Here is an 11,721-nt window from a genome sequence, read left to right on the forward strand (position 1 = left end):
TCCTAGCTGCAACCACACACAATTCCGACGAACGCGAAGTACGCAATCGCTACTGCGGGTGCACTTGAGCAGCTCTACGCATCGACCGGAAGAGGCTCGGCCCCAGGTCGGAGGCCAGGGCGAGGATCACGGTCAGGGCCCCGTAAGCGTTGCCCTACTGGCTGGTTACGACACCACCCGCCCGACTTGACGGTGCTCGCGTTATCCAGCCTCGGACATCGCGTCTTCCTTCGGCTCCGACGGCGTTGCCCTGCGGTGGAACCAAAACAGCCCGCACAACACCGCCAGCCACACGACCCCAACGAGCAGCGCCAGGCGGGTGTCCTCGGCGAACGCCATCACCACGAAGATGAACACCATGAACACCATCGTCAGAACCTGGCCCACCGGCCAAAACGGCACCGGGAACTCCAGATCAGCGGCAGACGAGCGACGCCGTGAACGGTAGTGCGTAAGCAGGATCATGAACCAAACCCACACCGTCGCAAAGGTGCCCACCGAAGCGATCAGCAGGAAAGCACTGTCCGGCAACAGGTAGTTCAAGACAACAGCCAAACTCAGCGCAGCAGCAACCACCAGGACAGTCATCCACGGGATGCCATTACGCGTAACCCGGGCCATCACAGCAGGGGCTTGGCCGCGTCGAGCCAGGCCATAGATCATTCGGCCGGCACCGAAGATGTCGCTGTTGATCGCGGACAACGCCGCGGTCACCACGACGATGTTCAAAACCGTTGCGGCGGAGTGCAATCCCAGACCGGCGAAGATTTGGACGAAGGGGCTTCCGGAAGTGCTGATCGTGTTCCACGGGTTCAGCATCATGATGATCGCCAGGGTCGCCACGTAGAAAAGCAGAACCCGGACGGGGACCGTATTGACTGCTTTCGGCATGGCGGTGCGCGGGTCTTCGGATTCGGCAGCGGTGAGGCCCAAAATCTCCGTGCCGCCGAAGGCGAACATCACCAAGGCGAACGAAGCGATGAAACCGCTTACCCCATTGGGGAACCAGCCGCCGTGGGACCAGAGGTTGGTCACGCTGCCGGAACTCGAACCCAGGCCGAAGATCAGGATTGCCGCGCCGCCGAGGATCATCGCTACGATGGCGACTACCTTGACCAGCGTGAACCAAAACTCCAGTTCACCGTAAACCCGTACGCTCACCAGGTTCGCGGCGGCGATGACCAGGATCGTCAGCACCACCCAGATCCACCGTGGCACATCGGGGAACCAGAATCCCATGTACACAGCCAAAGCCGTGACATCGGCGACGCAAACGATCACCATCTCGAACGCGTACGTCCAGCCGGTCAGGAAACCTGCCAAGGGACCCAGGTGCTTTCGTGCGTATTCGCCGAAAGAACCGGGCGCGGGATCGTTGACGGCCATTTCGCCCAAAGCGCGCAGCACGAAGAAAATCGCCGCGCCGCCAATGAGATACGCGAGCAGCACCGACGGTCCGGCCTTGGCGATCGTGTCCGAGGAGCCGTAGAACAATCCGGTGCCGATCGCCGAACCTAGGGCGATGAACCGGATGTGCCTGCCGTTCAACCGGCGGCTCAACCCGTCCCCGGACTTCGTCGTCATCGACGGAACCTCCCGAAATCAGTGGCCCGCGTGCGAGCGGGTCGGCACAGTAGAACTGATCCGGCCCGGACCGCCCAACCAACGACTCCCGGAAAGCGTCTGCGATTTCAGACAGTCCACAAAGGACGTCAGCCTTCCACCAATTCCCACGGCGCGCCCGGCTCCGCGCGGTCGAACACCTGGCCCGGCGCGGCGAGCAAGGCTGGCACGACGTCCGGGTACAGCTGCACGACGTGTTCCAGTTCCAGGCCCTCCACCTCGAAATCCTCCGCCTCGGGGACCTCGAAGCCGACGAACAGCCACGTGCCGTCCTGCTCGCGCACGACCTGGCGGACTGCCCGCGCCGGCGCGTCGGCGGTCGTGCCGATTTCGGTCAACCCGGTGCTCAGCTGGACTTCTTCCAGCGGCGAACCGGGGTGCGTCCAGGCGGCGATCCGGGCCTCCTGGTGCACGAGATCCTCGTCCACGTCGTCAGAGTCCGACACCGAGCTGAGCAGCCAGGTGCGGCGGTCCGGGTCCCAGTCCGCGGCCATCCCGGGCGGCACGTCGGCCAGCGCGACCAGGTGCGGCAACAGGGTCACCGCCGCGCGCAGGGCCGTCGCGCCGAACAGCTGGCGGTTGACCTCCATGTCCTCTTCGAACTCGGCGCCGTCGCTGATGAACCAGTCGTCGTCATCGTCCAGGACGACGAAGGCCAGGTTCTCCGGGTGATCCACCAGGTCGTGCGCGATGATCACCGGGGATTCCGGGTCCTGTCGCAGCGGCCATTGCTCGGACATGCTCACTCCCCGTCGTCGATTACGTGCAGCCACTCGGCATCCGGAGCCTCGCGGAAGAACACCTCGCCCGGTTCCGCGTCCAGCAGTTCGACCACCTCCGGGTACAGCTGCGCCACGTGCCCGACCTCCAGGGTGTCAACCTCGACCTCGGTCTGCTCGTCGGGATCCGGCACCTCGAAGCCGACGAACATCCACGTGCCGTCTTCTTCCCGGCTGACGTACCGCACGCCGCGCGCTGGTGCGTCCGGCGCGGTGCTGATCTCCATCAACCCCAGGCTGAGGTTCACCTCGTCCATCGGCGACCCGGCGTGCGGCCAAGCCGCGGCGCGAGCCTCCCGGTACGCGCGGGCCTCGTCGTCATCGCTCGGCACGAGCGGCGAAATCAGCACCCAGGACGCGTTGCCGGCGTCCCACTCCGCGCCCATCCCGGCGGGCAGCTTCCCCAGCGCCGACAGCTGCGGCAGCAGCTCGACGACGTCGTGGAGGCACATCGTGGCGAACTGTTCCTCGTCCAGCTCCGGATCCTCGCCGAACTCCGTGCCGTCGCTGACGAACCAGCCTTCCTCGTCGTCGAGCAGCACGTGATCGAGCTGCTCCGGATGCTCGATCAGCCCGCGCGCGACGAGCACCGCCGCGTGCGGTTCCTGCCCCATCGGCCAGTCCTCGGACATACCCGCTCCCCACCTCGTGTCCACGTGCGCGCCCATCCCACCAGACCCGCCCGCTCAGGTGCACAGCGCGTCTCCGGCAGGAAATTCCACGAACGTTGGATTAGGCTCGGCGGCATGGTGCTGCCCGAACGTCTCGCCCGGTTCAACCGCGTGGTCACCAACCGGGTCACGAAACCCTTCGCCGACAAACTGCCCGGATTCGGGGTGATCGTGCACCGCGGCCGCAAGTCCGGCCGCGAATTCCGCACCCCGCTCAACGTCTTCCGCACCGACGACGGATTCGTCGTCGCGCTCACCTACGGACCGGACGCGGACTGGGTCCGCAACGTCCGCGCCGCGGGCGAGGCGGAGGTGATCACGCGCGGCCGTAAATACCGCGTGCGCGATCCGGAACTCGTGCATGATGAATCGCGCCGGCCGATGCCGCCCGGGGTGCGCCAGTTCCTCGGGCTGGTCGGCGTCACGGATTTCCTTGTGCTGAAACGAGAATGAGGGGGAGCGCGGATGCTTACGGGGAAGCTGGTCCGGCTGCGGGCGATCGAACCTTCGGACGCCGAATCGTTTTACCGCTGGATCCACGACCCGGAGGTGGGCCGGTACATGACCGGCGACCATCCCCGTTCGCTCGCGCAGCTGCGCAAATGGGGAGAGGAACGCCCCGTCAACAAGTACGAGAACGTCGCGCTCGGCATCGAATCCCTCGAAACGGGCAAGCTGATCGGTGCCGTCGACCTGCGCGACGCCAGCCCAGAGATCGGCCGCGCCGAGCTGGACATCTACATCGGCGAGACCGACCACTGGGACGGCGGGTACGGCACCGAGGCGTTGAAACTCATGTGCCGCTACGGGTTCAACGTGATGCGGCTGCACCTGATCGCGCTCTGGGTCGTCGCCGAGAACGAGCGCGCCCGGCACGTCTACCGCAAGGTCGGGTTCGTGGAGGACGGCAGGCACCGCGAATGCCATCGCGGGCCCGACGGCCAGTACCACGACATGTATCTGATGAGCCTGCTCGAGCCGGAACTGAACGACTGAGCTAGCTCTTGACCTGCCGCTTGCCCCACAGGCTCGCGGCGAGCGTCACGCCGATCGCGGCGAGCACGACCTGGGTGATGATTTCCAGCCAGTCGATGCCCTTGGTGTCCGCGTAGCCGATGCCGCGCGCGATCGCGGTGCCGACGAACGCGGCCACGATGCCGACGATGATCGTCAGCCAGATCGGGATGGATTGTTTGCCAGGTGCGACCAGCTTGCCGAGCAGGCCGAGGATCAGGCCGATCACGACCGCGCTGATGATGCCGGAAACCGCCATGCCGAACTCCTTCTGCCGAGAGGACCGGGCCCGACCGGTTTAGCCCGGAACCCGTGGGTTCAAACCCGGCTTACCGCCCGCATGGGGCCACCGCCACCGGAAGCACGAAAAATGCCCCGGTCCGGGTGCGGAGCGGGGCATTTTTCCAGCCAGTGCGATCAGAACGCGGCTTCGTCGATCTCCATGAGCGCGTTGTCCGCGGCCTCCACGATGGCGCGGCGCGAGGTCAGCTCCGGCAGCACGCTCTTCGCGAAGAACGACGCCACCGCCAGCTTGCCCTCGTAGAACGGCTTGTCCTTGGCCGACGCGCCGTTGTCGAGCTTGGCCAGCGCGACCTCGGCACCCTGCAGCAGCTTCCAGCCGACCAGCAGGTCGCCGACCGACATCAGCAGCCGCACGGTGTGCTGGCCGACCTTGTTGATGTTCTGCGGGTCTTCCTGCGACGAGGTCAGGTAGCCGATCAGCGAGCCCAGCATGCCCTGGGTGTCCTCGAGCGCCTGCTTGAGCAGCGCGCGCTCGTTCTTGAGCCGGCCGTTGCCCGCCTCGGACTCGATGAACTTGGTGATCTCGCCCGCGACGAACGCGAGCGCCTGGCCCTTGTCGCGGACGATCTTGCGGAAGAAGAAGTCCAGCGACTGGATCGCCGTGGTGCCCTCGTACAGCGAGTCGATCTTCGCGTCGCGGATGTACTGCTCGATCGGGTAGTCCTGGAGGAAGCCGGAACCGCCCAGCGTCTGCAGCGACTGCACGAGCTGCTCGGTGGCGCGCTCGGAGCCGACGCCCTTGACGATCGGCAGCAGCAGGTCGTTGACGCCGTGTGCCAGCTTCAGCGCGGCCTCGTCACCCTCGCCGGTCCACAGCTGGTCCTGGAACGACGCGGTGTACAGGTAGATCGCGCGCAGGCCCTCGGCGTACGCCTTCTGCAGCATCAGCGAACGACGCACGTCGGGGTGGTGCGTGATCGTGACGCGCGGCGCGGCCTTGTTCAGCATGTTCGGCAGGTCAGCGCCCTGCACGCGCTCCTTGGCGTACTCGAGCGCGTTCAGGTAACCGGTGGACAGCGTGGCGATCGCCTTGGTGCCGACCATCATCCGGGCGTACTCGATGACCTGGAACATCTGCGCGATGCCGTCGTGCACCTCGCCGAGCAGCCAGCCCTTCGCCGGGGTGCCGTGCTGGCCGAAGGTCAGCTCGCACGTGGTGGACACCTTGATGCCCATCTTGTGCTCGATGTTGGTGACGAAGGCGCCGTTGCGCTCGCCCAGCTCGCCGGTCTTGGAGTCGAAGTGGAACTTCGGGACCAGGAACAGCGACAGGCCCTTGGTGCCCGGCTTGGTCTCGATGCCGGGACCCTCGGGACGGGCCAGCACCAGGTGCATGATGTTCTCGACCATGTCGTTCTCGGCCGAGGTGATGAACCGCTTCACGCCGTCGATGTGCCAGGAGCCGTCCTCCTGCTTGACCGCCTTGGTGCGGCCGGCGCCGACGTCCGAACCGGCGTCCGGCTCGGTGAGCACCATGGTGGCTCCCCAGCCGCGGTCGATCATCAGCTGAGCCCAGTGCTTCTGCTCTTCGGTGCCGTTCTTGTCCACGATCATGGCGAAGTTCGGACCCGCCAGGTACATGAACAGCGGGGCGTTCGCGCCGAGGATCAGCTCGGCCGCGGCCCACTGCACCGTCGGGGGCAGGCCGAAGCCGCCCAGCTCGTTGGTGAGGCCGAGCCGCCACCATTCGCCGTCGACGAGCGCCTTGTAGCTCTTCTTGAACGAGTCGGGGATCGTCACGCTGAACGTCTTGGGGTCGTACACCGGCGGGTTGCGGTCCGCGTCGGCGTAGGACTCGGCGAGCGGGCCGGTGGCGAGGTTGTTCAGCTCCGACAGCACGCCGCGGGCGGTCTCCTCGTCCGATTCGGCGAGCACGCCCTTCCCGAGCCGTTCCTGCACGCCGAGTACCTCGAAGAGGTTGAACTCCAGGTCTCGGACGTTGCTCTTGTAGTGGCCCATGTCGTCACTCCGTGTCGTGTTCGGCTTTCCGGCCGGGCACTGGCTCCCTTACTCGCCGGTAACATCAGGATATTACCTACCAGTAACCAGAGCAAGCGAATCCGCCCTTCCAGGGGGTGGATATTCGCGCGGAATGACGGGTCGACCAGGGGGCCGGGCTCACCGCGTGCCGCGCGCCACGGCCTCCTGCACGGCCGGCGGCCCGGCGCTGTCGTCGAGCTGGGGGACCAGGATGCCGCTGCGGAACGCGATGGTCACCGCGTGTGTCCGGTCGCGGGCGGAGAGCTTGCGCAGAATGCTCTTCACGTGGGTCCGCACGGTTTCCACGGACAGGAAGAGCAGCTTCGCGATCCCCGAGTTCTCCAGCCCTTCGGCGACGAGCTGCAAAACCTGGTACTCGCGCCGGGACAGCGGCATGGCGCCCTTGGGCTGCACGAGGTGGCCGTCGACCGGAGCGGCTCTTGGCGACGGCTCGCGTTTGGGCCGTGCGGTGAGCGCGGACAGCGCCGGGTCGATGTAGCGCCGGTCGTGGTGCGCGCGCCGGACCGCCTCGGCGAGCCGCCGGGAATCGACCGCACGCGGAACGATGGCGTGCGCGCCCGCCCCGATGGCGGCGGCGAGGTACTGCTGGGTGCGGTTGGTGTCGCGCACGAGGGTGACCAGCACGAGTGCCGGATCGCCCGCGTTGAGCAGCTTCGCGAGATGGCAGTTGGGGTCCAGCGCGGAGTCGAGGATCACGACGTCCGGCCGGACCTGCTCGCACAACTGCATCGCCGCGTGGTGGCTCGCCGCCTGGCCGGACCAGTGCAGGCCCAGCGTGCGGTGCACCATCGCCGCGATGCCCTCGCGGAAAATCGGGATCGGGTCGACGACCGCGACCCCCAGGCTTCGACCGCCGGCTGGCTGACCGGCCGACATGGGCGTTCGGTGGGGCTCGATGCCACGCATCTCGGGCCTCCGTCCATCTCGGTCGCTCCCGGTGACCGGCACGCCCCCTCGGCGTGCCCGCCGGTCCCCCCTGCCGGAACCGGCCGGGAACGACACCTTGTCCCTGGTTCGACTCCGCCGAGAGCAGCTTGTGACGCGGTTTCCCCCTCATGGCCGTAACGGCTGGTCGCGGCAAACTCTGAGTAGAAAATCGGCCGGGAAATGCGGGGGAACGGCGCAGCGAGGGTCCGCCCGACTGGGTTAGCTCTACTGAGGGTTTACCTGCTCGGGTGAATCTCCGATGACCGCCTGTGCGCGCAGCCGACCGAACTCCCCGGCGAGCGTTTTCGGGGTCCAATGGGCGTTCAGACCGCTCGGATTGGGCAGCAGCCACACCCGAGTCGTCCCGATTGTCCGGTCTTGCGGCCCGACCGCGGCCCGCCGATCGCCGAACGCGACGCGGTAGGCGGTGATTCCCACCACTGCCAGCCAGCGCGGACGGTACTTCTCGACCTTCTCGGTCAGGATCTGCCCGCCCTCGCGGAGTTCGTCGTCGGTCAGCTCGTCGGCGCGAGCGGTGGTGCGGGCCACGACGTTGGTGATGCCGAGGCCGAGGTCGAGAAGTTCGTCCTGCTCGCTCGGGTCCAGCAGGCGCGGGGTGAACCCGCTGGCGTGCAACGCGGGCCAGAAGCGGTTGCCGGGACGGGCGAAGTGCAGGCCGAGCGCGCCGGAGTAGAGGCCGGGGTTGATGCCGCAGAACAGCACGTTCAGGTTCGGGGCCAGGACGTCCGGGATGGTGGTCCCGTGCGCGGCGGCTTGTTCGGCCTTGGTGGGTTTGGCGGGCATGGCTCCAGTTTCCCGGCAAGCTGAGCGGTATGAGCGTGACGCCTGACGGCTGCCCGGTCGACCTGTATCTGGAGCTGCCCGCCGCCGGCGAGCCGGAGGCGATTCACGGTGCGATCCCGGCTGGTGCCGCGGTTCTTGAACTCGGCTGCGGAACAGGCCGCGTGACGCATCCGCTGCTCGCGTTCGGACATCCGGTGGTCGCGGTCGACGAATCGGCGGAGATGCTCGCGCACGTCGCGGGCGCGGAGACCGTCCGCGCGCGCATCGATGAGCTCCAGCTGGACCGGCGGTTCCCGGTCGTCGTGCTCGGCAGCCACCTGGTCAACGGGCCGGATCGGCAGGCGCTGCTGGCGGCGGCACGGCGGCATCTGACTCCGGACGGGCAGTTGCTGGTCGAATGGCATCCGCCCGCCTGGTTCGATCAGGTCGCCGACGGCTCGGGCGGGCAGCTGGGCGACGTGCGCATCGCCCTCGAAGACGTCCGCCGCGACGGCGACCGGCTCTCCGCCACCGTCGCCTACTCGCTCGGCGACCGAACCTGGAAACAGCCCTTCACCTGCGAAAACTTCCCTCTCGAACCAGCACTCGGACAAGCCGGGCTGAAGTTCGGGCGCTGGGTCACCGCTGAGCGGGATTGGTTCTCCGCACGACCTTCGAACGCGGGGTAGCCAACCCGACACCGGGCTCGGTAGCCTGTGTGATCTCTCGCACAACGGCGTCGATGAGGAGAGCACATGCAACTGTGGCTAGTGCTCGGCCTGGTAGCACTGATCATCGCCATCGCCTCGTTGATCGTGATCCTGGAAGACCGCCGCGCCGCGCGCCAAGCCGCGATCGCGAGACGCGCCCGGTTAGCGCGTCTCGGCGAGGTCGATCCGCTCGCTCCGGGCAGGCTCCACGCGGAGGGTTGAAGAGATCGGCCGGAGCGCGAGCAGCAGCGCGCCGGCCAGCCAGCCGAGACCGGAGCCGAAGGTGTTGGTCATGAGGTCGTCGACGTCGAAAATCCGGTAGACGAACGGCGCGGTCCCGAAGTTCGCGGTGAGCTGGGTGATCTCGACGGCCAGTGAGGCCGCGAAACCGATCGCCAGCGCGCCGACCAGGCCGCGGCGCCACAGCACCCGGGCGAAGAAGCCGAGCGGGACGAACAACAGCACGTTCATCGCGGCCTGCTGGAACGTCTGCGTGGTGAACCAGTCCGCCGCCGACAGACCGTGTTTCACCAGCTCGGTGTGGATGTCCGCGATCCACTGGAACGGCTCCAGCTGCACCGTCTGCTCCAGCCGCCTGCTGTGCGGGCCGGGCAGCGGCAGGAAGACGACCGCCAGCGCCATGCACGCGTAGAACACGACCGCCGCCGTGGTCGCCAGGCCGCGCAGCCGCGGGCGGCCGTGGCGCGCGAACTGGAGCACGAGCTGCGGGACCAGGATCGTCGCCCATACCGCGAGGAACCCGATGAACCCGTACTGCAGGGCGGTGACCTGTGCGTTCGTCATACCGAGAACGCTATTGATCTTGCCGCCGCGGCACTTCGGTCGAAGAGCCGGAGGGTCTGGACCACGGATCGGCCAGATGGCCGAGTGGGCGCCGACCGATCGGTCAGCGCTCGCCCGAAGGCGGCTCGTCGTCCTGGTCCACCCGCTCCGAGCGCCAGGCCGCGAAGACGGTGCCGGCGATCAGCAAGAGCACGACGGCAAGCGTCAGCACGACGAGCTGCAGTTCCATTTTGTCCCCCTCGGCACCCAACGCACTGATCGGCGCGGCGCGGGCGAACGTTACCGAAACTTTCACCCGGTACCGGCCGTTCCGCCCTGGTCAGGACCGTCCGATTTGGGCAGACTGCTTCGCCGGGCGTCCGCATCAGGGGTCAGGCGGGCGCGAACACCGGAGGAAACATGAAGCTCTTCACCCGGCTCGCGGCCACCGCCGCGGCCGCACTGGCCACCGTGGCCGTCACGAGCGCGCCCGCCGAGGCCGCGCAGACCGCCGACGTCCGGATCATCGCGTTCAACGACCTGCACGGGAACCTCGAACCGCCGTCCGGGTCGAGCGGGAAGATCACGCTCCCGGACGGGAGCAAGGTGGACGCGGGCGGCGCGGCCTACCTCTCGACGCACGTCAAGCAGCTCGAGGCGCAGGTGCGCAATTCGATGGTGCTGTCCTCGGGCGACAACATCGGCGCGTCGCCGGTGATCTCGGCGCTGTTCCACGACGAACCGACCATGGACTTCCTCAACGAACTCGGCGTGAAGGCGTCCGTGGTGGGCAACCACGAGTTCGACGAGGGCTACCAGGAACTGCTGCGCATGCAGTTCGGCGGCTGTAACAAGACCGACGGCTGCCAGTTCCGCAAGACCTACGACGGCGCGCGCTTCCCGCTGCTCGGGTCCAATGTGTACTTCGACAACGGGCTGCCCGCGCTGCTGCCGTTCAGCATCCAGTACTCCGGCGGCGTCCCGGTCGGCGTCATCGGCGCGACGCTCAAGGACCTGCCGTCGGTCGTGACGCCGGAAGCCATCAAGGGCCTCAAGTTCGGCGACGAGGTCGAGGCGATCAACCGCACCGCGAACATCCTCGACCGGCTCGGCGTGAAAGCCCAGGTCGTGCTGCTGCACCAGGGCGACGAGGCGCTGCCGGGCGCGGGCCCGAACGACTGCAAGGTGCAGCCGGACGGCGACGCCTCGGCCATCGCGAAGAACGTGACGTCGAAGGTCGACGCGATCTTCACCGCGCACAGCCACCAGCAGTACAACTGCGTCATCAACGACCCGGCGGGCCAGCCGCGTCCGGTGATCCAGGGCGCGTCGTTCGGTCGGCTGCTGTCGGTCGTCGACCTGAAGATCGACCGCCGCACGCGCGACGTGGTCCGGTCGCAGACCAAGGCGCACAACGAGATCGTCACCCGCGACGTCACGCCGGACCCGGCCGTGACGAAGCTCGTCGACGAGGCCAGGACGAAGGCCGCGCCGATCGCGAACAAGCAGGTCGGCACCATCACCGCGGACCTGCCCGCGGCGGGCGGGCCGTCCGGCGAATCGCCGCTCGGCGACGTGATCGCCGACGCCCAGCTCGAAGGCACCAAGTCCAACAACGCCGTGATCGCGATGACGAACCCGGGCGGCATCCGCGCCGACCTGACGTACAAGTCGTCGTCGGCCGGGGAAGGCGACGGCGTCGTCACCTACGGCGAGGCGTTCACCGTGCAGCCGTTCTCGAACATCATGCAGACGATCACGCTCACCGGCGCGAATCTGAAGAACGTGCTGGAACAGCAGTGGGGCCAGTCCGGCGGAACCAAGATCCTGCAGATCTCGAAGTCGCTGCATTACACGTATTCGGCGGCCGCTCCGGTCGGCTCGCGGGTCTCGAACATCACGGTCAACGGCACGCCGGTCGACCCGGCGGCCAAGTACCGGGTGTCGGTGAACAACTTCCTCGCCGCGGGCGGGGACGGGTTCACCGAGTTCACCAAGGGCACGGACCTCGCGGGCGGGCCGGTGGACCTGGACGCGTTCATCGCCTACCTCGGCGCGCACCCGGGCATCGCTCCGCCGCCCGCGGACCGGATCACCGCGACTCCGTAACCCGCGGCGCTCCAGGAG

The 11,721-nt window shown here is 67.5% G+C and carries 13 protein-coding genes; 4 read left to right on the forward strand and 9 right to left on the reverse strand.

Features of this window, described 5'->3' with window-relative positions; translation table 11 throughout:
• Positions 1–201: 201 nt before the first annotated feature.
• The 3 genes from EIZ44_RS03545 to EIZ44_RS03555 all read right to left on the reverse strand — a co-directional run bounded on the left by EIZ44_RS03545 (position 202) and on the right by EIZ44_RS03555 (position 3,034).
• On the reverse strand, positions 202–1,584 hold the full coding sequence (locus EIZ44_RS03545; RefSeq protein WP_037808936.1) for an amino acid permease: 1,383 nt from the start codon (positions 1,582–1,584) through the stop codon (positions 202–204).
• Positions 1,585–1,712: 128 nt separating this feature from the next.
• Positions 1,713–2,363 (reverse strand): hypothetical protein, encoded by a 651-nt coding sequence (locus EIZ44_RS03550; protein ID WP_037808938.1) that lies wholly within the window; start codon positions 2,361–2,363, stop codon positions 1,713–1,715.
• A gap of 2 nt (positions 2,364–2,365) precedes the next feature.
• Positions 2,366–3,034, reverse strand: coding sequence for a hypothetical protein (locus tag EIZ44_RS03555; protein WP_240691213.1), 669 nt, complete (start codon positions 3,032–3,034; stop codon positions 2,366–2,368).
• Between the two features lie 114 nt (positions 3,035–3,148).
• On the opposite strand from EIZ44_RS03555, the gene EIZ44_RS03560 reads away from it, so the two are divergent.
• Both EIZ44_RS03560 and EIZ44_RS03565 read left to right on the forward strand, forming a co-directional pair.
• On the forward strand, positions 3,149–3,526 hold the full coding sequence (locus EIZ44_RS03560; protein ID WP_067577605.1) for a nitroreductase family deazaflavin-dependent oxidoreductase: 378 nt from the start codon (positions 3,149–3,151) through the stop codon (positions 3,524–3,526).
• 12 nt (positions 3,527–3,538) lie between these two features.
• Positions 3,539–4,069 (forward strand): GNAT family N-acetyltransferase, encoded by a 531-nt coding sequence (locus EIZ44_RS03565; protein ID WP_134727711.1) that lies wholly within the window; start codon positions 3,539–3,541, stop codon positions 4,067–4,069.
• 1 nt (position 4,070) lies between these two features.
• On the opposite strand, the gene EIZ44_RS03570 is transcribed toward EIZ44_RS03565, so the two are convergent.
• From EIZ44_RS03570 to mug, 4 genes are all read right to left on the reverse strand, one after another.
• Complete coding sequence (locus EIZ44_RS03570) at positions 4,071–4,346, reverse strand: GlsB/YeaQ/YmgE family stress response membrane protein (RefSeq protein ID WP_037808945.1); 276 nt, start codon at positions 4,344–4,346, stop codon at positions 4,071–4,073.
• A gap of 158 nt (positions 4,347–4,504) precedes the next feature.
• On the reverse strand, positions 4,505–6,349 hold the full coding sequence (locus EIZ44_RS03575) for an acyl-CoA dehydrogenase (RefSeq protein ID WP_134727712.1): 1,845 nt from the start codon (positions 6,347–6,349) through the stop codon (positions 4,505–4,507).
• A 159-nt stretch (positions 6,350–6,508) separates the two neighbouring features.
• Positions 6,509–7,297: a response regulator transcription factor gene (locus EIZ44_RS03580; RefSeq protein WP_051728643.1), complete on the reverse strand. Its 789-nt coding sequence runs from the start codon at positions 7,295–7,297 to the stop codon at positions 6,509–6,511.
• 246 nt (positions 7,298–7,543) lie between these two features.
• Entirely contained in the window at positions 7,544–8,122 is a 579-nt protein-coding gene (mug, locus tag EIZ44_RS03585; protein ID WP_134727713.1) for a G/U mismatch-specific DNA glycosylase, read from the reverse strand.
• Between the two features lie 29 nt (positions 8,123–8,151).
• On the opposite strand from mug, the gene EIZ44_RS03590 reads away from it, so the two are divergent.
• The gene (locus EIZ44_RS03590; RefSeq protein ID WP_205673036.1) at positions 8,152–8,790 is read left to right on the forward strand and encodes a class I SAM-dependent methyltransferase; all 639 of its coding nucleotides are present in this window, start codon (positions 8,152–8,154) and stop codon (positions 8,788–8,790) included.
• Between the two features lie 183 nt (positions 8,791–8,973).
• On the opposite strand, the gene EIZ44_RS03595 is transcribed toward EIZ44_RS03590, so the two are convergent.
• Positions 8,974–9,615 (reverse strand): VanZ family protein, encoded by a 642-nt coding sequence (locus tag EIZ44_RS03595; protein ID WP_134727715.1) that lies wholly within the window; start codon positions 9,613–9,615, stop codon positions 8,974–8,976.
• 103 nt (positions 9,616–9,718) lie between these two features.
• Complete coding sequence (locus tag EIZ44_RS45865; RefSeq protein ID WP_276323719.1) at positions 9,719–9,844, reverse strand: hypothetical protein; 126 nt, start codon at positions 9,842–9,844, stop codon at positions 9,719–9,721.
• Between the two features lie 170 nt (positions 9,845–10,014).
• Here EIZ44_RS45865 and EIZ44_RS03600 point away from each other — a divergent pair, with 170 nt between their 5' ends.
• On the forward strand, positions 10,015–11,703 hold the full coding sequence (locus EIZ44_RS03600) for a bifunctional metallophosphatase/5'-nucleotidase (RefSeq protein WP_134727716.1): 1,689 nt from the start codon (positions 10,015–10,017) through the stop codon (positions 11,701–11,703).
• The last annotated feature ends 18 nt before the right edge of the window (positions 11,704–11,721 follow it).

Origin of the sequence: Amycolatopsis nivea, assembly GCF_004522235.1 — a bacterium.
GTDB classification, from domain to species: Bacteria; Actinomycetota; Actinomycetes; order Mycobacteriales; family Pseudonocardiaceae; genus Amycolatopsis; species Amycolatopsis nivea.

Excerpts from the sequence above, each read along its gene's own strand:
- EIZ44_RS03545 (WP_037808936.1), bottom strand. The coding sequence starts at position 1,584 with ATGACGACGAAGTCCGGGGACGGGTTGAGCCGCCGGTTGAACGGCAGG.
- EIZ44_RS03550 (WP_037808938.1), bottom strand. The coding sequence starts at position 2,363 with ATGTCCGAGCAATGGCCGCTGCGACAGGACCCGGAATCCCCGGTGATC.
- EIZ44_RS03555 (WP_240691213.1), bottom strand. The coding sequence starts at position 3,034 with ATGTCCGAGGACTGGCCGATGGGGCAGGAACCGCACGCGGCGGTGCTC.
- EIZ44_RS03560 (WP_067577605.1), top strand. The coding sequence starts at position 3,149 with ATGGTGCTGCCCGAACGTCTCGCCCGGTTCAACCGCGTGGTCACCAAC.
- EIZ44_RS03565 (WP_134727711.1), top strand. The coding sequence starts at position 3,539 with ATGCTTACGGGGAAGCTGGTCCGGCTGCGGGCGATCGAACCTTCGGAC.
- EIZ44_RS03570 (WP_037808945.1), bottom strand. The coding sequence starts at position 4,346 with ATGGCGGTTTCCGGCATCATCAGCGCGGTCGTGATCGGCCTGATCCTC.
- EIZ44_RS03575 (WP_134727712.1), bottom strand. The coding sequence starts at position 6,349 with ATGGGCCACTACAAGAGCAACGTCCGAGACCTGGAGTTCAACCTCTTC.
- EIZ44_RS03580 (WP_051728643.1), bottom strand. The coding sequence starts at position 7,297 with ATGCGTGGCATCGAGCCCCACCGAACGCCCATGTCGGCCGGTCAGCCA.
- mug (WP_134727713.1), bottom strand. The coding sequence starts at position 8,122 with ATGCCCGCCAAACCCACCAAGGCCGAACAAGCCGCCGCGCACGGGACC.
- EIZ44_RS03590 (WP_205673036.1), top strand. The coding sequence starts at position 8,152 with ATGAGCGTGACGCCTGACGGCTGCCCGGTCGACCTGTATCTGGAGCTG.
- EIZ44_RS03595 (WP_134727715.1), bottom strand. The coding sequence starts at position 9,615 with ATGACGAACGCACAGGTCACCGCCCTGCAGTACGGGTTCATCGGGTTC.
- EIZ44_RS45865 (WP_276323719.1), bottom strand. The coding sequence starts at position 9,844 with ATGGAACTGCAGCTCGTCGTGCTGACGCTTGCCGTCGTGCTCTTGCTG.
- EIZ44_RS03600 (WP_134727716.1), top strand. The coding sequence starts at position 10,015 with ATGAAGCTCTTCACCCGGCTCGCGGCCACCGCCGCGGCCGCACTGGCC.